This is a genomic window from Pleurocapsa sp. FMAR1 (assembly GCF_963665995.1).
Classification (GTDB): Bacteria; Cyanobacteriota; Cyanobacteriia; order Cyanobacteriales; family Xenococcaceae; genus Waterburya.
The window spans coordinates 3382993-3403177 of sequence record NZ_OY762512.1; the positions used below are offsets into that span (position 1 = coordinate 3382993).

A 20185-nucleotide genomic window follows, 5' to 3' on the forward strand; every position below is an offset into this window, starting at 1 on the left:
ATGTTAACTAATAATTAAAGTAAAAATCATGACTACACATTTTATTACCGCCGAAATCAACCTTCAAGAAACTCCCCTGCAACTTCACAAAGAAATTGAATCCCAGCTAGAAAAAGAGGGTAAGCCTTTACGTTGGGCTGTGACTCAGGTAAATAAAGAGAAACAAACAGCGACAGTAGAAGCTATCGTTACTAAAGAGTAAGTTTTTTTTTAGACTAGATTAAAAATTTATGTCCCCGTTTACAGTTGTTCTTATTGTTCCCACAGGAGTGGGTGCAGCTATCGGTGGTTATGCGGGAGATGCTCTACCTGTAGCTAAGGCGATCGCAAGTTTGAGCGATCGCCTGATTACCCATCCCAATGTTCTCAATGGCGCGCAGCTTTATTGGTCTTTAGACAATACTTATTACGTCGAAGGTTACGGTTTAGATCGTTTTGCTGCTAATCAATGGGGATTACGTCCTGTCAGACAAAATAAAGTCGGGTTATTATTAGATCGAGGTATTGAACCTGAATTGCGTCTACGACATATTCAGGCTGCTGATGCTACTAGAGCTACTTTAGGGCTAAGTTTAACTGATTATGTGATTACCGATGCTCCTTTAGAAGTTGAGTTGCGTACTGCCGATTCTGGGGCTAGTTGGGGAACAATTGGTAACCCTGGCAGTTTGCTAAGGGGAGCAGAAAAGCTAATAAAGCAAGGAGGTGCAGAAGCGATCGCCGTCGTTGCTCGTTTTCCCGATGATCAAAGTACAGAACTACAAAATTATCGTCACGGAGAAGGAGTAGATCATCTAGCAGGGGCAGAAGCAGTTATTTCCCACTTGATTGTGCGTCATTTTCAAATACCTGCTGCCCATGCACCCGCCCTCCAGCCTTTAGCTGTTGATGCTGGTGTACATCCTCGTGCTGCCGCCGAGGAATTAGGCTATACTTTTCTTCCCTGTGTTTTGGTGGGCTTGAGTCGCGCCCCCCAATTTATTACCGAAGCTAAATCCTTAACTACTGATAGTATTTGGGCAGAATCAGTAGATGTAGCGATCGTTCCCTATAGTGCCTGTGGTGGTAGTGGAATTCTCAGCTTTAGCAATACTCAAACCGAAATTATAGCTGTAACCAACAATTCAACTCACATTCAAGTACCTCCAGAACCTTTGGGCATTAAAGTAACTAAAGTTAATTCTTATCTAGAAGCTTTGGGTGTTTTAGTGACTCGTCGGGCGGGGGTAGATTATCGAGTTTTAGATCCTAATTTATCTTCTCTTCGTTGTATAGTATAAAAACCAGTGGCAAATCCTAATAATCCCGAACTCGAACCCCTTAGCCGTACCCAGATCTTAGTTTTCATGGGTATTACTGCCATTATTTTGTTAGCAGTCGCTAAGATTTGGCAAAAGTTGGGATCAGTTCAAATGCTTTCGATCCAGTTTGATACTCAAGCTCTATTGTGGAGTTTAGGGCTGGCAATTAGCATTATTCTTACCAGTGGTCTAATTTACCGTTTGTGGCCAGGCTATCGTCGCAGTGCTGATATCTACTTAGAATTAGTAATTAAGCCCCTAGTGTGGACTGATTTAATTTGGCTAGGACTGTTGCCTGGACTGAGCGAAGAACTATTATTTCGGGGAGTGATGTTACCAGCTTTAGGTTTAAATGTGGCTGCGGTAGCTATCTCTAGTATTCTCTTTGGAGTCTTGCATTTAAGTGGCTCAGGACAATGGCCTTATGTAGTCTGGGCAACGATCATCGGTTTTGCATTGGGTTACTGCGCCTTAGTTACAGGAAATTTAGCTGTACCTGTAGTTGCTCATATCATTACCAATTTAATTTCTAGCTCATTGTGGAAAGCTAACCATTGGCAAAAAGAGCCGATTGACTCTGATAATTAAGTTAGGTAGGCTTGGTTGCATGAATTGTCATTTGCTATGCCTTCGTGACAAGTTAAGAGAGTGTGCTGTTTGTCAACACAGCGATTAGAGATGCTTTCTAACCGAAAGCATCTCTCGCCGTCAATCGGTTTTAAGCTATAAGCTTTATGCTGTCTTGTCGAGCATTACATGCGGACAAGTCCTTTGTTTGCGCAGTAGCGGCGACGCGGGCAGATGCGGCTAAAGCCTTAGATGCGGACAAGTTCTTTCTCGACGCTATTAGCTATTAGCTTTAGAAAAGTGTTTACTAACTAACGTTACGCAGAATAGCCAAAAATCAATACTTTCATCAAGCGCAGGTCAGCAGAAAAGTAAAATTTACTACCCACTACCCACTACCCACTACCCACTACCTACTTTTCACAGATTAATTAGTGCGTAACATCAGTTACTAATAAATAAAACACCATCTTTGCTTTTAACTGTTAGCTTTTAAAAGCATCTTGATCGCAAATTATAAATGAACAGTTTATTTTCTCCACCTTGGTTACTCAACAACGGGCTGTCAATGACCTTGTATACTGCCCTGCACTCTAGTAAAATCTGGTCTCAAACTTTAGCAGAATCTCAGCCTGAGTACCAAAAAGTGCAATTTACTAGGGGAGAAGTCCCTCTTTTTGCCTGGGTAGCAATTCCTAATAATCCACAAGGAACAATTGTTGGGACTTATGGCATAACTGGAACTTTAGATAATCAGTGGTTTCTACAGATAATAGGCAGAAAAGCCTATGCTCAAAATTATGCTGTAGTTTTGTTTGATTGGCGCGCTCATGGAGAATCAGCTAAGTTATCTCCTGCACTTACTTCGGATGGCATTAATGAAGGAAAAGACTTTGTAAGTGTTGCTGCCGAGAGTAAAGCAATGGGTTGTCCTGCGCCATTTTGGTTTACGGGCTATTCTTTGGGAGGACAGTTGGCTTTGTGGGGAATTTATTATTCTCAATTTATAGAGGTAAACGGCTTAAGTGCTTCTGATGTGGCAGGAGGAGCAGTTATTTGCCCGAATTTAGATTCTAATCGCTCCTTACCTTACCTAATGAAGCATCCAACTGGTAAATATATTGAAAAGGCGATCTCCAAGGAACTAAAAAAGCTGGCTCTTAAGCTTCATTCTTATCATCCTGAGAAGATTGATTTGGCAGCAATTGAACGAGCCAATACTATCTGGGGATTTGACCATGAATTAGTAATTCCTCGCTTGGGGTTTGCTTCAGTAGAAGAATACTTTAGTGCTAGTAGTCCGTTGCGAATTTTGCCTAAAATCAATAAGCCAACCTTGATTCTTTATGCAGCAGATGATCCAATGTTTGCGCCTGAAGTTATTGACGATCTAAAAGAGGTTTGTCAGCATAATCAAGCATTAGATTTATGGCTCACCAAATTTGGAGGACACGTAGGCTATATCAGTAGTTTAACCTGTCAACAAGCCAATGGCGATCGCGATTGTTGGTGGGCATGGAATCGGATTTTAGACTGGTGGAGAAGTCATTAGACATGAGTCATAAACCAAGATCACTAAAGGGTTTTTGGGGATCGGCTATACTTTATTATTGATAATAATCTCTTAAATGATCACTTAATTGTGTATTATTGTTTCTAAATATAAATGCTTCTCGCTCAAATACTTTTATATTATTTTTTATGCAGACTATTCTTTCTCCTAACTCTACTTTTACCTCCAGTAACAATAGAGTTTTACAGCAAAAATTACAGACAAAGCAGCCACTAAAAGTTATTGCTTTGGGAGATAGTCTGATTTATGGCTATGGAGATTATGTGGGAGGTGGCTGGGTAGAAAGGCTGCGTCGCCAGTGGATGTCTCCCCAGGGAGAAGGTCACGTATTATATAATTTAGGAGTAAGAGGCGATCGCACACAGCAAGTTGCCCAGCGTTTAGAACAAGAATTTAACTGTCGTGGAGAATTGCGTAATTGTGTTCCAGATTTAATTGTGCTTTCAGTTGGTCTCAACGATTCTGCTCGTCTGGGCAAGCCAAACGGAAAGCTTTACACTAATTTTGCAGATTTTAAGCGACAGATTGCCTATTTGCTTGATGTTTCTCAAAATCTTTGCCCTGTATTGTTTATTGGTATGACTCCAGTTGATGAGGCAAAAATGCCCTTCATGGATTGTTTATACTACAATCACTTCGAGCAATATCGTTATAAAGAAGCAACTCTACAGGCTTGTCAACAGCGAAATATTCCCTATCTAGATATCTTTGATATTTGGCTATCAAGGAAGACAAACTGGATCAACACTCAGCTTGGAGATGATGGTTTACATCCTAATGTAAATGGTTATCAAAACTTGTTTGCAGACATCATGGCATGGGGTTCAATTGAATAGTTTCATAATCTAAAAACTTATAGATACACTTAAGAAAAGGTTTTATACTAGTTTTAAATTCTTGACCTCTGACCTCTAACCTCTGACCTCTGACCTCTGACCTCTGACCTCATTCTCAATCAATATTTCTGATTCGTGCCAGAGGTCTATTTATCTTTTGCAAGCTGAGGATTCCATAACATCCACTGTAAATTAGCAGGTTGAGCAACAAATCCTAATTGATGATAAAAATCGACAATGTGAGGACTGGCAAATAAAGTAATGTCTTTAATTTTCCTTTGATGCAGCAGCTTAATTAAGCTTTGAACAGTCTTTTTGCCTATGCCTTGTCCTTGAAAGTTGGGATGAGTTACTATATCTAGCAATGTTGCCTGAAACACTTCATCAGAAACGGCTCTAGCAAATCCAATTAATTGTCGTCTGTCATCAACAAGATGCCAAGCGCAGACATAACAAAAGCTGTTGGCGATCGCTTGTTCTACCTTGTCTAAAGGACGGCGTGACCAGCCTACAGCAACGCATAAGTCTTCTAGCTGATTTGGCTGAATTAGGCAATTAGCTTGAAAGATAACTCGACCCGCAATCGAATTATTTTCAGGTTTATGAGTGGCAGGAGTTGTGTATCTTGTAACTAATTCGCTTTCTAGGTTGCTTTGATTAGAGGCAATTTTTTGTTCTAATTGGTTTTGCCGTAGAAGCAATTGAGCAAGCTGCTGTAAAACCTCAGTCTGATTTGGCTGAATTTCCAAAATCATATAGTAAGCAATAATTGCGCCAACAGTTTGATGTTCGGTGGCTAAAGCATTTGCCAGATTAAGCAATTCTTGGGGCTTTGTCTTGAAAGCATTAAAAACCGAATTATGTCCGCAAGACTTTATTAGGTAACGATAATCTTGAATTGATTGCTCTAAACTATCTCTTTGTTTAAATGCTGTGCCTAATTTTTGATAAACAAGCTGATGTTGTGGATCGAGTTGAATAGCCTGAAGATAATTAGCGATCGCTTTATCCCATTGTTCTAACTTGCTCAATACATCTGCCAAATTATACCAAGACCAAAAGAAACTAGGGTCAAGTTCTACTGCATGGCTATAAGCCTCAACCGCCTCTTGCCATTGCTGAAGCTCACTGAAGGCATCTCCTAAATTATGCCAAGACCAAAAGAAACTAGAATCAAGTTCTACTGCACGATTATAAGCCTCAACCGCTTTTTCCCACTGCTGAAGCTTACTTAAGGCATCTCCTAAATGATGATAAGACCAGAAAAAACTAGGGTCAAGTTCAATTGCTCGTTGAAAAGCTATGCTTGCTGCTTGCCACTGCTGTTGTGTTTTATAAGTATCAGCTAACTCGTATATTTCCAACCAATTTTGCTTAATTGCAATCGCCTTTAATTCTGCGGTCATTATGATGATTACTAATTACTTGGTGGGCATTAAGTAGGCAGGAAACAATAAACCTTGGTATAGATTGACTAGGGAACTAGGGGACTATAGGGGACTGGGGGACTAGGAGAATTCTATTTTCAGTTTAATTATGTCGCTTTACTTAATCAATTGTATTTTTATGATGAACAGAATTTTGTATTATGCCCAGCCTACCAATACTAATTACTGATTAAGTTTTCACTGGTAATTTACTTTCGGCGATCGCGGCAATTAATTCTACATCAAATTCTTCTTCAAAGAGTTCTTTTTTGTAGCTCAAGTTCCATAATTCAAGCTTGCATTTATCTCCTATTTCTACTGGCTCAATTTGGAAATCGAGAGAGTGATTGTGCTTATCATATTGACAGTTTACTTCCGCGATCGCGCCTTTATTTCGGCGTTCTAAAGCTACTGCCAGTCTAAGAATAGCACTCAACTGTCTTACCATTAGCTGATAATGTTTATCTGGCAAACTGTTATATGGTTCATGTTTTTTCTTGGGCTTACTTTTGCGATGGTAGCGGGCAATACTCGCAATTAACTCTAATTCTAATTCAGTAAAACCTAGCAATTCGGCGTTACGAATTAGATAATAAGAATGCTTGTGATGAGATGAATGACTAATGTATATTCCACAGTTGTGCAAAATTGCTGCTGACCACAATAATTCTCTTTCTGCTACATCCCAAGAATGTAATTTATCTTTTAGCTGGTCAAAGATACTCAAGGCAAAATACGCTACTCTCTCGCCGTAATCTAAATCTACATGATACTTTTGGGCAATTTTTAAAACATTGCGCTTTTTAACTTCGTTTTGATAACGTAATCGACTGTTGATCAAGCCACGAGTTAACATCCAATCAACAATCATGCCTTCTCGCAATGCCCGTTCACAAATCACGATTGATTCTAGCTTGAGCATAGTCATCGCCTCAAGCAGAATAACCGCACCTGGGATGATAATTTCGGCTCGTTTTTCTGAAAGTCCTGATACATCTAGTCTTTCTTTAAAGCTCATTTTTGCCAGCTTCTTGACAATTTTTTCAATATCCTTACGACTGACTTCATAACCGTTGAGGGGGTCGGGAACATAACCCAACTCGTCTTTGGCATGAATCGCTGCAATAGTTTCAATGGTGCCAGATGTCCCAATTGTTCGAGGTACTTCATTTAGCTGTAAATTGCGCCAAATTTCATCTACAGGACGCTCTAGCATCCCTTTGACATAGGCTCTCAAAACCTTTAATTCGCTATCGCTAATGGGATCTGTAGTCACAAATTCTTTAGCTAAACGTACCGCACCGATTTTGGTACTGCTCAAAAAGCGCGGTTCATGAATATCTGCTAATACTAGTTCGGTCGAACCACCACCAATATCAATAATAATGTGAGGCTGATCGTTAAAGTCCATTCCTGATAGGACTCCCAGGTAAATTCGCCGAGCTTCTTCCTGACCAGAAATTAGATTGACCACAATACCTAATTCCGATTCAATTTGACGCAAAAAAGCTTCACCGTTAGGTGCTTCTCTAGTTGCACTGGTTGCCACAGCAATAATTTGACTGGCTTCTAAGCTATTGGCTAAGTCTCTACAGCGTCTTAGAGTGTCAAGCGAACGTTGAATTGCTTCTGGAGTTAACTTACCTGTTGTCGGGTCGCGATCGCCTAATCTTACCGTATCTTTTTCTTTGGCAATAACTGTAAAGGATGGTAGAGAAGGCTCTATTTCAACAATTACCATGTGAATTGAGTTAGTGCCGATATCGATCGCTGCAATAATCTGTTGGTTCATGGTAGCTGCGTTTGCTTTAAACTCGCTTTGAGAGACGATTTATAGATAAAATTAGTTTATGAAACCTCTTAACAAAACGATAATTATTTTCTATCAAATTATTAAGATATTCTTATAATCTCATGGATTTTGCGAACAAGATATAAATACACTTAATTTTTTTAAATATTTATCTATTTATCTAAAAAGCAGCTAACAACTAATTACCAATTACGACCAAGTTACCTTCGCTTCTAAAGACTTGAGATATTCCGTATTTACCTTAGACTCTCTAATAAGGGCAATTTTACCAGTACGGGCAATTTCCCGTATGCCAAACTTGTTTAGCATTTGAATAATGGCGACTATCTTGCCAGGATCGCCCACCACTTCAATGGTTAGAGCCTCTTCTGAAAGATCGACAATACGAGCGCGGAAAATTTGAGCCAACTGAATAACTTCTGCCCGATTAGATGCAGTGGCGTTGACTTTAATTAACATTAATTCTCGTTCGACGCTAGGCTGTTGGCTAATATCCTGTACCTTAAGTACGCTAATTAACTTGTAAAGTTGTTTTATTAGCTGCTCGATAATTTGTTCATCTCCAGGCACAACCATAGTAATACGAGAAACACCTAGCTGTTCGGCAGGTCCTACTGCCAGACTTTCAATATTAAAACCACGACGGGCAAATAATCCTGAAATGCGGGTCAAAACTCCCGCTTCGTCTTCTACTAAGACAGAAATGGTGTGCTTTATCATAGCTGAAATATTAGTCGGTTTTTATTGGGTTGATTTTCTATCATAAATTAAATTGGTTATCTAGATTAGGGTAGTACAGCTTCGCTTAAGAAAGAATTTATAAAGTGAAACTTAAGAAGCGAGGCAGACACAGCATAAATTTAACCATAGCACTGTAAATTGAATCCTTTCTAACTTCACGAATGAACTTATAATCAACTACTAAACGCCGACCAAAAAACCAGCCGAAGGTACGCTTGACTACCCAACGTCAAAATAAGAATTGAAAACCCGATTCGGTTCGTTCTCCAATTTAATGTTTTAACTTTGGGCTAAGAGACAGCAAATTGATCAGTTCGTAGGTGATAGTCGCAGCCGCCAGGGAGGTAATTTCAGCATGGTCATAAGCGGGAGCTACTTCTACAACGTCAGCAGAAATTACAGATAGACCAGCAAGCCCTCGTAGCACCCCCAACAGTTCGCGGCTGGTCATTCCAGCAAGTTCGGGTGTCCCTGTACCAGGAGCATGGGCTGGGTCGAGGACATCGATATCAATGGATAAATAAAGTGGGCGATCGCCTACTCGTTCTCGAATTCGTTCAACAACGCCAGTGATGCCAATGGTTTCAAACTCATCGCAATGGACAATTCTAAAACCTAGTTCCTCATCATTAGATAAATCGTGACGGCTATAAAGCGGACCGCGAATTCCTACGTGCATTGAGGCACTATCTAGAAACAAGCCAGCCTCGGCTGCTCTTCGGAAGGGAGTGCCGTGGGTATAGGGCGCACCAAAATAGGTGTCCCAGGTATCGAGGTGGGCATCGAAGTGAACCAAAGCCACTGGCCCGTAACGTTGATTGACTGCCTTAAGCAGGGGATAGGCGATCGTATGGTCGCCACCCAAACTAATTATTGCTCCAGTCTGTTGAAGCAGTTCTGTAGCCGCCGTTTCGATTTGCTCGATCGCCTGATTGATATTATAGGGATTGCAGGCAATATCTCCAGCATCGGCGACTTGTTGAACCATAAACGGCTCAACGTCATAGGCAGGATGATACTGCGTCCGCAAGTTTCTAGAGGCTTGGCGGATTGCTTGGGGACCAAACCGCGCACCAGGACGAAAACTCGTACCAGCATCAAACGGAATGCCTACAATGCCTACATCACAGTGAGGAACATCTCGAAGTTCGGGCAGGCGAGCGAAGGTTGAAGCCCCCGCATAGCGAGGTGAGATCGTGCCATTAATCGGCTGAATGGGAATTAAGTCGGGATTTTGCATGATGCGATCGCTATAAAGGTAAAGTATTTAGGCTTTGTGATTTAGTGCTACTGCGTTAGTAACCGAACCCTGAAATTCTTGCTTGAGTGCGGTGGCAATTCCCTTGGCGATGTGGGCTGCCATGAGTGAACCTTTCTCAACGCTGGCAGATTTAGCCGAGGAGAGTACCCCCGACGCATGAACCCAATCCGAACACTGGGGAAACAGATCGTAGGGGGGAAATTCTGCTGCTGAAACGTCAGGAATCAGATCGAGTCTGACTAAGTTTGGGTGATAATACGCCATTAGCGAGGTTTCAATTACAGCAGCGTGTTCGAGAGCAAAACCAGGAAAGCCATCTGGAAACACCTTGGTAATAATATCTGGAGTGAGAAAATCCCAGTATTCCAAGCGCATGACGCGCATTGATGTATTGCCTACATCTCGTATTGCTAGCTCGATTCCTTCAGTAAGAAACCACTGATTTTCATAATGCCCATTAACTAAAACAATTTGGGTCGCCCCTTGGCGTGCCAATTCCCGCACGATATCTCGAATTAATTGGCTCAGGCTGTTGCCATCTAAACTGGTGGTGCCAGGAAAATTTTGTCCTCCGCCACATTTGGGCTGAGATTTATAGCCATAGCTAATAGTTGGTGCAACAATGCCGTTAATTTGTTCGGCAACGCTTTGAGCTACGGAAGTACTGAGTAATGCGTCGGTGCCTAATGGCAAATGGGGACCGTGTTGCTCTAATGCACCACAAGGCAGGAGCAAGATCTGATTTTCATCCTGTAGGCGTTGCTGGTATTCAATCCAACTTAATGAACCCATCATTAGTGGATGCATAAGGTACTATCTCTCTTACAACAAATTAATTCGGCAGCAATTTGACAAGCACTATTTTGAGAAAATCCTTGATGGCTCGATCTCGCTGCTGAATTTATAGTAGAGGCACTAAAGCGATAATTTATGTAGCCTTTGTTACTAAACTATAAATTATTTTGCTGAATACGCAATGTTTTTTCGCTCCTGATTAATAAAAACACATTTTCTTTATTATATTAAATAATTTAGCAACTTTAAGCTGATATTATTACGTTTACCTTAAAAAAAAGAAAAATAAAGCTAATGTTGAGATTACCTGACTTTCCAATAAGTAAAAAGCTAGAGGCATTGTGCAGCATAAATTCCAGCAGTTTTTATTAGCTACGCTGATTGCCAACGAAGCAAAATCCGAGCGAGGTTTCCCTAACTCAACACATATTTATACTCAGCCTTTAATAACTTCATCACCATCTGAGACTCGTAGCGAATGATACCTGGAATTTTGTGCAGCTTGGCATAGAAGGACAGCATCTCATCATGGGTATCAAAGCAGACATCAATCACTATATTGTGATGTCCAGCAGTAACGGCAACAAACTGAACTTCTTCAATCTCAACCAATGCTTCTGCCACCGCATCAATCTTATTATTTTCGACAAAGAGTTGAACGATTACTGTGTGTGGCGTACCAAGACGATTTGGATTAGGGGTGGCATGAATTTTCACTACCTTAGATTGAAGGAGTCGCTGTACGCGATAACGCGCCGTAGCCTCTGGAAGATTGAGCCTTTTGGCAACCTCTGTAAAGGAAATTCGCCCGTCAATTTTTAGTAAGCCAATAATGTCGCGATCGAGATCGTCAAGTGCGAATGGAGTAGTATGTGAATTCTTTTGGGTCATAGCGTTTGAAAAAACACAATTATGGACTAAGAAATTGCTAATTTAGCAAACAAAAAAATGTATGCAATAAGATTGTATCATAAATAACTTTTTTGCCTTGCTACTTTATTTAAGATTAGTTTCAAAGGTTAAGGTTTTAGTAATCGAGCTAGTATTTAGCACTTTATTTATATGTGCAAAAGTTGCCAGCGTTAGATTGAAATTTAGACAAAATTGATACTTTACGTAGTGAACACAAGCTCTGCCTTAAAAGAGCGGGGTACTTGTTATAAGCCAGAGAAGCCCCTAACCGCCTAAAAACCATGCTATTGAGGATGTAGTCATGCTCAAAGACACTCTCATCTACGATCCGATTCTGCACGACGCTTGGCATATTGTGGCTTTAGCAGAAGATGTTAAAGCACGACCGCTACAAGTTCATTTATTGGGTGAAACAATTGCCCTCTGGAGGTCTCAAGCAAAGATTATTGCTTGCCAAGATCGCTGTCCCCATCGGGGTGTATCGCTCTCAATGGGATGGCTCGACGGCAACAGCGCGATTGTCTGCCCTTATCATGCAATGTCATTCGACTCGCAAGGATACTGTACTCGAATTCCAGCCGATCTGAAAATAAAATCGTTTCCTCAAGCTGCCAATCTTCGCACCTACAAAGTTAAGGAGAAGTATGGTTTTGTTTGGGTGGCTTTGGGTGAACCAAAGCAAGAGATTCCAGTTTTTCCCGAATGGGAACAAAGTAGTGCGATCGCCTTTGAGTGCGGGCCTTATTATATTAATGCCAGTGCGCCACGCATTGTCGAAAACTTTGTCGATATTGCTCACTTTCCCTTTACCCACAGGGGTTTATTAGGCGATCCTCAGTTCCCAGAAGTGCCAAACTATAGATTGGTAGTAGAGGCTGAAGAAATTAGCGCAGAAGACATCCACTTCTATCAGCCCAATCCAGAAGGGACGGGGGAAGCCAAATCTGTTTCTTATCTCTATAAAATAGTGCGACCGTTAGTAGCTTGCTTTGCCAAGGGAGAAGACAGCAAGCAGTTTTCGATCTTTTTAGCCGTGACACCTATAGAAGAAACCCGCAGTATCGCTTGGTTGGGGGTAGCGCGCAACTATTCGCCTGAAATTGACAATGATGAACTACGCACCTTTCAAGATGAGGTCATGGCGCAAGATATACCGATGGTCGAGTCCCAGCGTCCGCAAAAGCTACCGCTAAACCTACAGCAAGAGTTTCATTTTCCCTGTGACAAAATGTCGATCGCCTATCGCAAGTGGCTCAAGCAACTCGGTCTTCAATTTGGCACCTGCTAATAAAGATTCTCGTATCGCTTTAGAGAACTATAACTTACTTATTTCTAGAATTAATTATGAATTGGAATTTTAAACGGTCAAATTTTGGGCTTCGCCTCTGTGTTCTGCTTATCCTTGCCAGTTTAACTTGCTTTAGCGTTATCGCCTGTTCTTCGACCGATAGTGCTTCAGGAGGGAGTCAGGAAATTGTTGTAGCGACAGAAGATGACTATCCTCCCTATGATTTTCTCAAAGACGGAAAGCATGCAGGTTACAATCAGGAACTGCTCGAATTGGTGACTAAAAATGCTCCCTTTAAGGTCAAGCAAGAGATTTTACCCTTTCAAGGAATTTTGACTGGGATTGCCACTAATAAATACGATGCTACCAATGCAGCCGTGGCAATTCTAGAAGAACGCCTGGGAACTGTAGACTATACAATGCCTACGACAGATATTACTAACTACTTTATTAAACGCAAAGGCGATCCGATTAACTCGATTGACGATATGGCAGGTAAAACCATCGGTATTCAGCAAGGCAGCGTTACTGCTCAAGTTGTGGCTGAGGAAATTAATCCAGCCTTAAAAGCAGCGGAGAAACCAGAAGCCAAAACCGTCGAGTATGGTGCTTTTGCCGAAGCCTATCAGGATTTAGAAAACAAGCGTGTAGATGTGGTAATTAACAATTTGGTGGCACTTACTCAAACTGTAAACGCCAAACCTGAGGTCTTTGAAATCCTCGAAAAGCCAGTGGGAGGTAAATTGTACGCTGCTTGGGCAGTTAAAGAAGGCAAAAAAGATATTCTGCAATTCTTAAACGATGGACTGGCAAAGGCGAAGACAGATGGCTCTTTGAAGCAACTACAAGAGAAATGGCTGGAGGTTACTTTTGACCTACCTAACGAGCCGAGACTACCAGGAGATAAACCAATTCCTGCTTCCTAAAGCAGATTAAACTTCTGTGCGTAAATTAGTTGAATTCAAGGTGAGTTAATTGGGAAATTTAGAATATTTATTGTATGGGTTATTAGTTACTTGTGCTGCATCTTTAGTCGGGGTTGTCATTGGGATTCCTCTAGGTTTAGCGATCGCTCTATGCAGAGTAAAACGGATTCCCGTTCTCAGTCCCCTACTGGCAGTTTATGTCAGTTTCATTCGCAGTCTACCACTGGTGCTGCTAGTACTCTGGCTTTACTTTGGGATGCCGATGCTGGGTATCGACCTCAATGCCTTTGTCGCGGGTAGTATCGCCCTCGCCCTCAACCATTCCGCATTTATTAGCGAGATTTGGCGTTCCTCGATTATGAACTTTCCCGTCAAGCAAATTGAGGCAGCAAAAGCCTACGGGTTGACTGATAACCATGCCTTCGTCCGCATCATTTTGCCCCAGGTGTGGCGCACGAGCCTACCAGCGATCGCCAACGAAATTACCTTCATTATCAAAGCCAGTCCAGCCATCGGTGTGATTGGGATTGACGATCTAACCCGTCGCGCCAGCAAGTTGGCTGCCAGCAACTTCCAACCGTTAGCCATGACAGCGATCGCCATGTTGCTTTACATCATTGTTTTATTTGCCGTTACTCGCTTAACCCGCAGGCTCGATTATCGGCTACAGCAGAGGTACGAATTGGTATGAGCATTCAATTTAACGTCATTATCGAACAGTTTCCCAAATTTCTTGAAGGCTTATGGAACACGGTTTGGCTTTGTTCTGTGGGTACATTTGTCTCTCTTTTGCTGGGTATTCTGCTGCTGATTCCCTTGACCTCACCTTACCCAGTTGCTCGTAATTCAGCTCAAGCATTCATCGATGCAGCCAGAGCAGTTCCTTTTCTGATGTTGGCATACTTTGTCTACTATGGGTTGCCATCTTTGGGAGTGACCTTAAACAGTTGGACAACGGCAATTTTGACCATCATAATTTACAACACGGCTTACATGGCAGAAATTTTGCGATCGGCATGGAAAAGCTTGCCAAATGGACAAATTGAGGCAGGGCAAGCTTATGGCTTCGGTGGCTGGCAGTTATTGAGACGAATTATTTTACCTCAAGTGATGTTGGCTGCGGTGCCAGTGTTGGGTAATCAGTTTATTCAGGTAATTAAAGACTCTGCATTCCTGTCGATTATTACCATTCAAGAATTAACCTTTGTAGCGCAATCGATTCAGTCTACCTATTATATTCCCTTTGAATCATTTTTCGTCGCAGCAATATTGTATTGGCTCTTATGTTTAACCGTAGAATTTGGTGTCAAGCAAATTGAAAACAATCGGAGGATTTATGCTGGATAACAGAACGCAAACAAAAACGATCGCAGCAGTGGAGTTGCAGCATTTGCAAAAAAGCTTTGGACAGCTTGAGGTATTAAAAGATATTAGTTTGTCAATTATGCCAGGAGAAACGGTATGTTTACTCGGACCGAGCGGTTCGGGCAAATCTACCCTACTTCGCTGCATCAATTGGTTAGAGCCTCCCAGCCACGGAAAAATCATGATTCATGGAGCGCAGATGGGACGGAGAATCAGACGCGGTAAAGATTCCCCGATGACCGAAGCAGAGTTAGCCAAGATGAGAACTCGTGTCAGCATGGTCTTTCAGCATTTTAATCTTTGGCCTCACATGACGGTCTTGGAAAACGTCACCGAAGCACCAATTTACGTACAAAAGCGTCCTAAAGACGAAGTGATTGACGAAGCCAAACAACTACTGAATAAAGTTGGGCTGCTCGAAAAAAAAGACGCTTATCCCGCTCGGCTTTCAGGGGGACAAAAACAGCGCGTAGCCATTGCTCGTGCGCTGGCGATGAAATCAGAAATAATTTTATTTGATGAACCAACGAGTGCGCTCGACCCAGAGTTAGTCGGGGAAGTACTTTCGGTTATTAAAAACATAGCAAATGAGGGGATGACGATGCTGATTGCAACCCATGAAATGAAATTTGCCGAAGAAGTAGCCGACCAAATTGTTTTTATGGCTGGAGGCAATATTGTTGAAGCTGCCGACCCTCGCAGTTTCTTTAGAAACCCACAAACAGAGCGTGCTAAACAATTTTTAGAACGCTATATCAACGTATAAACCAGCAAAAAATTATGAGCAAGACTACAGAACCAATCGTTACAGAGCGATCGCCACAACCAAACGAAGATTTTCCTCTAACTCCCGTCCCTGTTAATTCTAGAAAGCCGATCTGGTCTTTGGCACCGCTTTTAATTGGCTTTACCCTCTATTCGGGAACTCTTTTCGGTGGAGGCTTAGTTGGTCCTAATTTTCGCTTTTTCCCCGATTTGATTGGCTTAATTGTTTTAGGAAACCTGATTTTAGGTCTATATGCGGGAGGATTGGGCTATATTGCAGCTAAAACGGGTTTGAGTACTGTCTTAATGTCACGCTGTAGCTTTGGTGAGTTTGGTTCTCGCTGGGTCGATTTTATTTTAGGTTTTACCCAAGTGGGCTGGTATGCTTGGGGTTCGGCTTTGATTGCCGATCTGCTGATAAAGCTCGCTGGTGTTCCCCCGTCTCTCAACTGGCTTTTGGTTATTATTGCTACCTATCTTTTTTGTATTACCGCATATATGGGCTACCAAGCGATGGACTGGATAAGTCGCCTTGCTGTACCTGCAATGATTATTCTGATGATTTGGAGTCTTTCTATTGCCTGGGGAGATATCGGCGGTTATACCCAGTTGCAAGCACTTCAGCCAGCAGGAAAAATGGGAGTAGGTGAAGCTTTAACCGTGATTATCAGTACTTTTATCTCTGGTGGTACTCAGGTAACGAACTGGAGTCGTTTTGCTAGTTCGCCGAATACGGGATTTTGGGCAACTTTCCTGGCATTCTTCTTAGCAAATGGGTTTTTAATTTTTAGCGGTGCTTTTTGTGCTTTGGTTTACGGCAACGAAGATATTGTACAGGTGATGGCACAGCAAGGTTTGTTGTTTTGGGGCTTAGTGCTATTTCTCTTAAATATGTGGACGACTCAGGATAATACAATCTATGCTTTCTCCGTCGCGGGGGCGCATATGTTTCGTACTTCCAAAAGAACTTTATTTGTTCTCGGTGGTGCTACCTTTGCCCTTGTTTTATCTCTAGGCGGTATTTATGAGGCGTTAGTTCCCTATTTAGTGTTGCTGGGAACTTTTATTCCTCCCATTGGTGGTGTCGTGATGGCAGACTTTTGGCTGTACCGTAAACAAGGGTATGATTTAGAGCAAAGACAACCGAACTTTAATTGGGCAGGTATCATAGCTTATATCTTGGCAAGTGCGATCGCCTATTTTACTCCAGGAATTAAACCAATTAACGGTATCGTTGCTGCTGCTTTGATTTACTGGCTTTTGAGTTCTATTTTAAAAAATAATTCAGAACTACAAACTTAGTCAGCGTTACACCGCCGTGAATCGCTTAAGGTAACCACTGGGGACGAAAACCCACAAATGGTAGCTGTTCGGCGTTAAAATCAGCAGAATTGGACTTTTGGGAAGCTCGAATTAACAACCAAATGCTTTGACCGCTTGTGGTAGAAGAATCGGTAGCTGAAGAAGTACTATTTGGCGATCGCTCGAAGAGAATTCCTAGTCCATCTGGTGCAACACTAAGTTGACTGTCTTGATATTCTGCTAAAGATATCAAGGTTCTAGCTTTTCCAGTTTTGAGATTAATTTCTGCTATGTAGGGTTTTTCGATATATTCTTTACCTTTAATCAACTCTGTCAGCCAACAATATAAATAGGTTGCAGTAGGATCGAACTGACAGCTTTGAATTGAGCCTTCTGTATTTAAGAGTTCTTTCTGGATTCCCTGAGTATTGACATAAAAAAGCGATCGCGTGTAGCTTAACTTAGCATTGTCGGTATTATAATTAATCATTGCTGCCCCCGTACCATCAGCCGTAAAATCAAGAACTTGACCAAATTTAGGGATAAAGTCTAGCGGTTTAGCATTGGTTTCTAACGGCAACAAAGCGATACCTTCCCCTTGAGCAACTGCTACGGTTTGACTATCAGGAGCAATCAGAAAATCGCCAATTTGAGCATCGGTTATTAGCTGCGGTGGCTGATCGGCAGTAATCATCCACAAGCCAGAGTTGTTAGGGTTATTACGGTTTAGCCTCTGTACCAAAATCTTCTTACCATCCTCTGCCAGATCGAATTGATTATTTTGATATTTTTGATTATCTAAAATCAACTTTGGTTGAGGATTATTGTTGTTTACTTCAGAATTTAAACCCGTAGTAACGGTATAAAGCTGTAAATTTAGAATCCCTTTAATTCCCAGCTTATTATCGGCAGCAGAAAACAGTAAGCGATCGCCCTGGGGATAAGGTTCAAAATCAAATACAGTTAGATCGTTAGGAGTCAGAATTGTTTTTTTTTGCTGCGTCCAGTTAAATAGAACCAATTTACCTTTCTCTATCCCTTGCGTACCAATATAGGCAGAAGCGCGATCGCGACTGCGAAATTTGGCAGCAAAAGGTCTGATCTTGTTACCCACTTTTTCTTGGTTAGAAAATCTTTCTGTTGCCTCTGCCAGAGATACCTGATAATTTTCTCCATAGGGTGCGGGGGATTTTAAGGTATAAGCCAGTCTTAATCCCGACCAGCTAATTTTACCTGGTAGAGCAGGACTAATGGTTAAATTTTGCTCGACGCTGGTGCGATCTAGGGGACGATTGAAGTTTAAGATAAAAGCCCGATCTTCGCTGCCGATAGTTTTATTTTCCCAGTTAAAACCGTTGACTCTTGCCCCTGCATAAAATATACAGGTATCATCACAAACATTACCAACCCAAACTAACAAGCCGATAATTAATGCCAGCAAGATAACTAAGGCGATCGCTAGTCTGTCAATTGGTTGTAATAGCTTATTTGCGTTCATGCTTTTATTTGTAACTATAGGGATCTGCTGGAGTAGGAATTGATTTAATTGATTTGGCAGCCAAAACCAAGGAACGTTTTTCGGTAACGGCTTTGGAGTCTAGCTTATCTTTGCTGGGTAAAGTTGCGGTGATCATTGCCCCCTGAATGTCTAACCAGGTATCGGCAGGATAATTGCTGCTGCTAGTTTTTAGTTTGACTGGAATACCGATGGGATAAGCATCCACTGCACAACAGGTAATTACAAACCGAGACAGCATGAGGTAATTATCGGGAAGTTCTGGTAAGTGCAGCACAAAACCACTGACGTTGGCTGGTTGTCCACTATAAGCATCAGGTTCAGGATAGGCATTAATTGTCCTAATCCAGTCAATGAGCGATCGCTCTTCTGGCTTAGTTGCGGTACGGAAAGCTTGAGGCTGGTAACTAGTAAAAGAAATATCTCCAACTCCCCTGGCAATGGCAGTTTGGCTGGTTAAAACCGTGGGCGGAATCAGTAATCCAGCGATCGCAACTATTAATAATAGGCTACTGCCAACCCCAGGAGGGAAAAGACTAATATGTTCCCTAGAATTGTTAGATCTACGCGTAAAAATTAATTTAACTTTGACTATGCCTAAACCCAGCAAAAGTATGCCGCTGCCTAATACCAATCCATAATAGTTGGGGTGAATTAACAGTTTATACTGTCCTGTTAAGGCATATTTTAGTAGTAAATTGCCCCAAGCCAATAAAGCTAATGCCTCGATCCAGGTTAATAAGTAACTATTTGGTTGAGGAGAACTTGAACGTAAGGGTTGATTAGGAATCATTATCTCGATTAGAAAAAATAACTGTAAGCTAAGGTAAAAATAAAAGTCAACTGAGCAATTAATGTAAAAATATAAATAATTATTTTTGGTTTAAAAATTGATGCCATCAAGCCAATACTTTTAATATCTATCGTCGGTCCAAAGACTAAAAAAGCTAATAAAGAACCCCCTGTAAAAGTAGAAGCAAAAGACAGAGCAAAAAAAGAATCAACCGTGGAACAAATTGAGACAATTGCTGCCAATAGCATCATCGCCAAAATTGAAGTTACAGTATCTTGACCAAGACTCAAAATTAGTTCGCGGGGGACAAAAACTTGAATAGCTGCTGCGATCGCACTACCAAAAACTAGCATTGCTCCTAATTCACTAAATTCTTGTAGTACGTTGTCAATAAAAAGCTGCAATGATGATGCTTGCTTCTTAACTACGGCTGAGGAGAACGAACTATCCAAAGCCAAAGATTGACCTTGTTCAATTAAAAAGCTCCCTGACTGTAGCAATGGCGATATTGATTCAGCTTCTTCTAGCTGATAATAATTAACAGGTTTTAATCTTTTGGAAAATGATTCTTGTAACAAAAAGCGAACATCTTTTTGCACGCTAAAAATACAGCCAATTATGGTAGCAATTGCCAAAGAAAACAAGACTCGAAAGAATACGATACTTGGGCGATCGCCAAAAGCAACCCAGGTAGACCAAATCACAATTGGATTAATTGTTGGTGCTGCTAAAAGGAAAGATATGGCAACTGAAGGAGATACTCCTGTTAATAATAACCTTCTAGCTACGGGAACATTACCACATTCACATACAGGAAATAAAAAGCCAATACAACTACCAACAACTGCCCCTAAAAAGGGATTTTTGGGTAATCTAGCAATTAATTGTTTTTCATTAATTAAAAATAATAAAAAACTAGAAAGTAATACCCCTAATAATAGAAAAGGCATCGCTTCAACTAATAAACTCAAAAACAAAGTGAAGGCGTTGTGTAATTGATTCAT

At 41.4% G+C, this 20185-nt stretch carries 20 protein-coding genes; 11 read left to right on the forward strand and 9 right to left on the reverse strand.

Annotation, left to right across the window (positions count from 1 at the left end):
* Window positions 1-28: 28 nt before the first annotated feature.
* From SLP02_RS16460 to SLP02_RS16480, 5 genes are all read left to right on the forward strand, one after another.
* On the forward strand, window positions 29-202 hold the full coding sequence (locus tag SLP02_RS16460; protein WP_319421798.1) for a hypothetical protein: 174 nt from the start codon (window positions 29-31) through the stop codon (window positions 200-202).
* Window positions 203-230: 28 nt separating this feature from the next.
* The gene (locus SLP02_RS16465) at window positions 231-1280 is read left to right on the forward strand and encodes a DUF3326 domain-containing protein (RefSeq protein WP_319421800.1); all 1050 of its coding nucleotides are present in this window, start codon (window positions 231-233) and stop codon (window positions 1278-1280) included.
* A 6-nt stretch (window positions 1281-1286) separates the two neighbouring features.
* Window positions 1287-1889, forward strand: coding sequence for a CPBP family intramembrane glutamic endopeptidase (locus SLP02_RS16470; protein WP_319421801.1), 603 nt, complete (start codon window positions 1287-1289; stop codon window positions 1887-1889).
* A 499-nt stretch (window positions 1890-2388) separates the two neighbouring features.
* Window positions 2389-3420, forward strand: coding sequence for a YheT family hydrolase (locus SLP02_RS16475; RefSeq protein WP_319421802.1), 1032 nt, complete (start codon window positions 2389-2391; stop codon window positions 3418-3420).
* A 149-nt stretch (window positions 3421-3569) separates the two neighbouring features.
* Window positions 3570-4277 carry a GDSL-type esterase/lipase family protein gene (locus SLP02_RS16480; protein WP_319421803.1) on the forward strand — a complete coding sequence of 236 codons (708 nt, stop codon included), beginning with the start codon at window positions 3570-3572 and terminating at the stop codon, window positions 4275-4277.
* Window positions 4278-4423: 146 nt separating this feature from the next.
* Here SLP02_RS16480 and SLP02_RS16485 read toward each other — a convergent pair whose 3' ends face one another.
* From SLP02_RS16485 to SLP02_RS16510, 6 genes are all read right to left on the reverse strand, one after another.
* Window positions 4424-5683, reverse strand: a complete 1260-nt coding sequence (locus tag SLP02_RS16485) for a GNAT family N-acetyltransferase (protein WP_319421805.1) — start codon at window positions 5681-5683, stop codon at window positions 4424-4426.
* Between the two features lie 211 nt (window positions 5684-5894).
* Window positions 5895-7496: a Ppx/GppA phosphatase family protein gene (locus tag SLP02_RS16490; RefSeq protein WP_319421806.1), complete on the reverse strand. Its 1602-nt coding sequence runs from the start codon at window positions 7494-7496 to the stop codon at window positions 5895-5897.
* Window positions 7497-7706: 210 nt separating this feature from the next.
* A complete protein-coding gene (gene ilvN, locus SLP02_RS16495; protein WP_319423696.1) occupies window positions 7707-8234 on the reverse strand; it encodes an acetolactate synthase small subunit in 528 nt (175 codons plus the stop codon).
* A 295-nt stretch (window positions 8235-8529) separates the two neighbouring features.
* On the reverse strand, window positions 8530-9498 hold the full coding sequence (gene speB / locus SLP02_RS16500; RefSeq protein ID WP_319421808.1) for an agmatinase: 969 nt from the start codon (window positions 9496-9498) through the stop codon (window positions 8530-8532).
* A 27-nt stretch (window positions 9499-9525) separates the two neighbouring features.
* Window positions 9526-10326, reverse strand: coding sequence for a creatininase (locus SLP02_RS16505; protein WP_319421810.1), 801 nt, complete (start codon window positions 10324-10326; stop codon window positions 9526-9528).
* A gap of 402 nt (window positions 10327-10728) precedes the next feature.
* Window positions 10729-11205, reverse strand: a complete 477-nt coding sequence (locus tag SLP02_RS16510) for an Lrp/AsnC family transcriptional regulator (protein ID WP_319421812.1) — start codon at window positions 11203-11205, stop codon at window positions 10729-10731.
* Window positions 11206-11527: 322 nt separating this feature from the next.
* Between SLP02_RS16510 and SLP02_RS16515 the strand changes: the two genes are divergently transcribed.
* The 6 genes from SLP02_RS16515 to codB are packed head-to-tail and all read left to right on the forward strand — an operon-like array spanning window position 11528 to window position 16872.
* Window positions 11528-12514 (forward strand): aromatic ring-hydroxylating dioxygenase subunit alpha, encoded by a 987-nt coding sequence (locus tag SLP02_RS16515; RefSeq protein WP_319421813.1) that lies wholly within the window; start codon window positions 11528-11530, stop codon window positions 12512-12514.
* Between the two features lie 56 nt (window positions 12515-12570).
* Entirely contained in the window at window positions 12571-13440 is an 870-nt protein-coding gene (locus SLP02_RS16520; protein WP_319421815.1) for a transporter substrate-binding domain-containing protein, read from the forward strand.
* A gap of 49 nt (window positions 13441-13489) precedes the next feature.
* Entirely contained in the window at window positions 13490-14131 is a 642-nt protein-coding gene (locus SLP02_RS16525) for an amino acid ABC transporter permease (RefSeq protein WP_319421817.1), read from the forward strand.
* Entirely contained in the window at window positions 14128-14787 is a 660-nt protein-coding gene (locus SLP02_RS16530) for an amino acid ABC transporter permease (protein WP_319421819.1), read from the forward strand. Before SLP02_RS16525 ends, SLP02_RS16530 begins: the two co-directional genes overlap by 4 nt.
* Window positions 14777-15571, forward strand: coding sequence for an amino acid ABC transporter ATP-binding protein (locus SLP02_RS16535; protein WP_319421821.1), 795 nt, complete (start codon window positions 14777-14779; stop codon window positions 15569-15571). Before SLP02_RS16530 ends, SLP02_RS16535 begins: the two co-directional genes overlap by 11 nt.
* Window positions 15572-15585: 14 nt before the next feature.
* Window positions 15586-16872, forward strand: a complete 1287-nt coding sequence (gene codB / locus SLP02_RS16540) for a cytosine permease (RefSeq protein WP_319421823.1) — start codon at window positions 15586-15588, stop codon at window positions 16870-16872.
* 25 nt (window positions 16873-16897) lie between these two features.
* On the opposite strand, the gene SLP02_RS16545 is transcribed toward codB, so the two are convergent.
* Genes SLP02_RS16545 through SLP02_RS16555 form a run of 3 tightly spaced genes read right to left on the reverse strand, consistent with a single transcriptional unit; the run spans window position 16898 to window position 20185 of the window.
* On the reverse strand, window positions 16898-18370 hold the full coding sequence (locus SLP02_RS16545) for a hypothetical protein (protein WP_319421825.1): 1473 nt from the start codon (window positions 18368-18370) through the stop codon (window positions 16898-16900).
* Between the two features lie 4 nt (window positions 18371-18374).
* The gene (locus tag SLP02_RS16550) at window positions 18375-19181 is read right to left on the reverse strand and encodes a TIGR03943 family putative permease subunit (protein WP_319421826.1); all 807 of its coding nucleotides are present in this window, start codon (window positions 19179-19181) and stop codon (window positions 18375-18377) included.
* An 8-nt stretch (window positions 19182-19189) separates the two neighbouring features.
* Window positions 19190-20185 (reverse strand): permease, encoded by a 996-nt coding sequence (locus SLP02_RS16555; RefSeq protein ID WP_319421827.1) that lies wholly within the window; start codon window positions 20183-20185, stop codon window positions 19190-19192.